5 protein-coding genes and 1 pseudogene are annotated in these 3493 nt (G+C 40.8%); 3 read left to right on the top strand and 3 right to left on the bottom strand.

The features are described from left to right. Window positions 1–509 precede the first annotated feature (509 nt). The 3 genes from IQ211_RS18395 to IQ211_RS18385 form a co-directional block, all read right to left on the bottom strand. Window positions 510–695 (bottom strand): helix-turn-helix transcriptional regulator, encoded by a 186-nt coding sequence (locus IQ211_RS18395; RefSeq protein ID WP_189761110.1) that lies wholly within the window; start codon window positions 693–695, stop codon window positions 510–512. Window positions 696–1190: 495 nt separating this feature from the next. Continuing rightward, window positions 1191–1541: a hypothetical protein gene (locus IQ211_RS18390; protein ID WP_223281860.1), complete on the bottom strand. Its 351-nt coding sequence runs from the start codon at window positions 1539–1541 to the stop codon at window positions 1191–1193. Window positions 1542–1818: 277 nt separating this feature from the next. Further along, window positions 1819–2430, bottom strand: coding sequence for a helix-turn-helix domain-containing protein (locus IQ211_RS18385; protein WP_189761106.1), 612 nt, complete (start codon window positions 2428–2430; stop codon window positions 1819–1821). A 193-nt stretch (window positions 2431–2623) separates the two neighbouring features. On the opposite strand from IQ211_RS18385, the gene IQ211_RS18380 reads away from it, so the two are divergent. The 3 genes and pseudogenes from IQ211_RS18380 to IQ211_RS18370 all read left to right on the top strand — a co-directional run bounded on the left by IQ211_RS18380 (window position 2624) and on the right by IQ211_RS18370 (window position 3417). After that, window positions 2624–2860 (top strand): YdaS family helix-turn-helix protein, encoded by a 237-nt coding sequence (locus IQ211_RS18380; RefSeq protein ID WP_189761107.1) that lies wholly within the window; start codon window positions 2624–2626, stop codon window positions 2858–2860. Between the two features lie 76 nt (window positions 2861–2936). Next, window positions 2937–3146: pseudogene (locus IQ211_RS18375) on the top strand (helix-turn-helix domain-containing protein); the annotation flags it as partial. After that, window positions 3121–3417 carry a lysis system i-spanin subunit Rz gene (locus tag IQ211_RS18370; protein WP_189761108.1) on the top strand — a complete coding sequence of 99 codons (297 nt, stop codon included), beginning with the start codon at window positions 3121–3123 and terminating at the stop codon, window positions 3415–3417. The pseudogene IQ211_RS18375 and the gene IQ211_RS18370, both read left to right, overlap by 26 nt. Window positions 3418–3493: the final 76 nt, after the last annotated feature.

Raw genomic sequence — 3493 nt, 5'->3', positions numbered from 1 at the left:
CTTTTCTTGCGGGTTCATTTATCTATCAGGTTTTATTTAATAAAAATTTTGATTATATAGTTAACATTTTCATACTAAACAAAATTGAAGGTGTGTGATAGAAAATTAATGGATGTGTTATATATGTGAAAAGAATGGACAACTATCTTTAAGTTATATCAATCGCTCTTCAAGATGCTCCTGTATCTCATCGCACATTGTTCTATAAACGGCGACGTGGAGCTTGATTGGTATATTGTTGCATTTTTGGCAACATTTATTTCATTGATGATATTTTCGCAATAAAAAGGCTGTTCTCAATAGCAATGACAGAACAAAAATTAGCCAATTATAAGCAAAATAATGTGGGGGTATTATAGGGGGTATAGTAGATAATTGAACCAATAAAACTTATTTAAAAACAATAAAATAATCAATTTTATCGAATCCTGTAGGGACCATTTAAAATCAATGGGTTACGATAAAAAAATTAAAGCCCGTCATAACAACGGGTCAGGTAATGGGTCAAGTTATCTCTGCTTCTTCTCTCTCACCCAAGCCTCATAGACCTCTTCAGGCCATCCAAGAAATGTTCCACCAGCAGTCCTGTCGGGTTTAGGAAACTCATTTCTTTTTGCGTACATTCTCCAAAGGGTTGTTTTGCTTTTTCCTGTTAGTTGTTGCATCTCTTCACGCTTAATGTATCTTATCGCCACTACTTGCCTCCCTTTCTGATAACCATTTTTCAAAACCCCCTTGCCTGCGTATCAGGCTTGCCTTACTACATCTGTAGTATCAGCAGGGCGTGTTCCTGGTTGTTTTGATGACTTGGATAAGGCACCGCATAATTTTTTCGTCTGTTCATTTGATGATTTTTTGTATAACCACCTTACTTCATTATGTTTCAGGTGGTATTCAGGCCATAGCTGATTACTGATATGAATTGCTCAGTGTTTTACTTGTCCCAATATAAAGATGCAAGATGATATTTTTCTTCTGTCTCCATTTGAACCACTTTATTCGCAGTTTCCATATAATAGGCTTCTTTCGTATTCTCTGTGTAACCGTTCTAAATTTAGAATGAAACATTCCCCAGCGCAGGCGCTGTAATTAAGTTTTTATACTTATAAAAATTTAGGGCTTTTGTTTTTTTGTTTTATTAGTCTGTGGTATGACGATTTTCGATGACCGACAGCATTTTCGTTTCTATCTTAATGAGGGATAATATCAACTAAATACATATATCGTCCTTTTCTCTTATAGAGCGCATAACCGTAATCGACAATGGGTTCTAGATTATAGTAAGGAACAGGCTCTGTATGTTTTGGGCTGACCCGATAGCTCGTTAGTAGATGATGTTTAAATTCATCTTTATTTTTTGTGCCCATGCTGTTATTTCGATTATTGTATTTTGGGCACTGGCCTGCCAAAAAGGTAATCGGTGTTGTGCCTATATGCTGGCTGTTCGCTTGTGCGATATTGGCAACAATGCCTTTAATGTTGATAGCCTTTTTTTGTTTTGTTGCCGGTTCCTTGATGGTGGCAGAAGTAAAGGTACTCATAAATCCTCTCGCTGACTATTTTAGTGATTATTCCTATCACTTTGATGTCGCTAACATTATCACTTAAATTCCATTAAATCCATACCTATAGTGATATAAATCAATTTTTTTAATTATCTTATTGATATAAAGTAATTTTAATTTGATATCATCTGAATGATTTTGAGTCTTGAGGGTGATAACAATTTCAACGGTATTGAAGATACTGCACTAAAAAACAGTATCTTGTCGTAAAGATAGGCAGGATTTGGCGGTGTTTCAAGTAGGGATGAGAATGTTATCGTTTTCGCTTCATGTTTCGAAATAAATAAACAATCACACCGACGATTTCCATGTCAGGAGAAAGGGTTATCAAGGGGATACGCGAGTCATCAACAGATAAAAAACTGACAGCCCCCCCTTGTTTATAACGATAAACCGAATAATGTTCTCCGATGCGTGCATAGACTAAATCATCATTGGCGATATCTTCCTGTGTATCCACCACGATCACCGTTCCTTCCGGCGCTTCAGCGCAGCCGGTATTTTGGGGGATGCGATAAGCCCGGCAGGATTCCATAGGGGGCTGCTGTTCAGAAAAGGCCGGCACCATGAAGGACTCCGGGGTTTCTTGTTCTGCTTCATAAATTTTTACCGGTACATAACGGTTGTCATGCCTGACAGCAAATTCAGTATCACCCGACTGCGATTTATGACCACTGCCATCACTGAGCCATTCTGGGCGCACGTCAAGCGCCTTGGCCAAATCAACGAGTCTGCCTGTTTTGACGGCGTTCCCGGAAAGTAATTTCCATATCATGGATTGTGCCATGCCGGCTTTTTTTGCCAGCGCAGATTGGGTCAGCCCCTTATCTGCCATGGCTTCTTTTAATCTATCAGCAAGTGTCATAAGTGCCTCATAAATGCCTCATAAGTGGTTCCCGCATTTACGTGAAATACCGGGGATAAGCCCAAGAACCGCTGTCTTGGAACATTTTTTTCTTATTCTATCTCTAAAGTGATACCTTTACAAATACTCCAATAGTGATTTATATTGACTTCTGGTGATATTGTTATTGCCGTGGTGTTGGAGAAAGGAACTAATGAAAAACAGTGTGATAAAAAAAGTGATAGAGATCGCAGGTAGCCAGGCCAAGCTGGCTCAGGTACTGGGGTGTGCGCAATCGCTTATCAGCGCATGGCTATACGGAAAAAAACGGGTTTCAGTGTCGTTGGTACCCGATATTGTGGTTTTTTCAAACGGCACAGTCCAGGCCCATGAACTGCGTCCTGACCTGCCTAAAGTTTTCCCACCGCCTGAAACCAAGATCCATGAATAATATGCATGGCGTTTTGGATGAACCCGATATGAACATGTGGATGTTGTTTAGCGTACGGTAGCAGGGAGGAAACGGCATGAGTATGAGTCTGATGGCTAAGGCCATGAGTATCAGAGTAGGGAACCCTCTGAGAAAACTGGTGCTTATTAAATTAGCGGACAATGCAAACGACAAAGGGGAGTGCTGGCCCTCGTATCAGCATATTGTGGATCATTGCGAATGTAGCAAAAGCGCAGTGCGAAGTCACATTGATGCCCTGATTGAGATGGGGCTGCTTATCAAGGAAACTCACTCATGCCAGGACTGAAATCGACACTCTTCGGGCTGATATTGCCGTTGGTCGTCGCAAGCTGCGCATCCAGGCCATCTGTCCCGTGCCAGAAACCTCTTCCTCCGGCAGCATGAGTGATGCAGCCTCCGTCGAACTCACTGGAGAAGCTGGATCAACTGTTCTCGATATCCGAGAAGGTATTACCAACGACCGGGCAAAACTGAGATATTTTCAGGAATATGTTAGAACGGAGGGTCGTGACATCAATTTATTGAATCATGTATAGTATGCCTATTTGGAGAACATTCAGATGGCAAAGATTGATGTGACCTGTCCCTCTTGTTGTGCAGTTAAAGGGATCC

This window comes from Xenorhabdus griffiniae (assembly GCF_015163655.1).
Lineage (GTDB): Bacteria > Pseudomonadota > Gammaproteobacteria > Enterobacterales > Enterobacteriaceae > Xenorhabdus > Xenorhabdus griffiniae.
The sequence above is the reverse complement of the archived record's forward strand: the minus strand, read 5'-3'. Positions and strand labels throughout refer to the sequence as shown.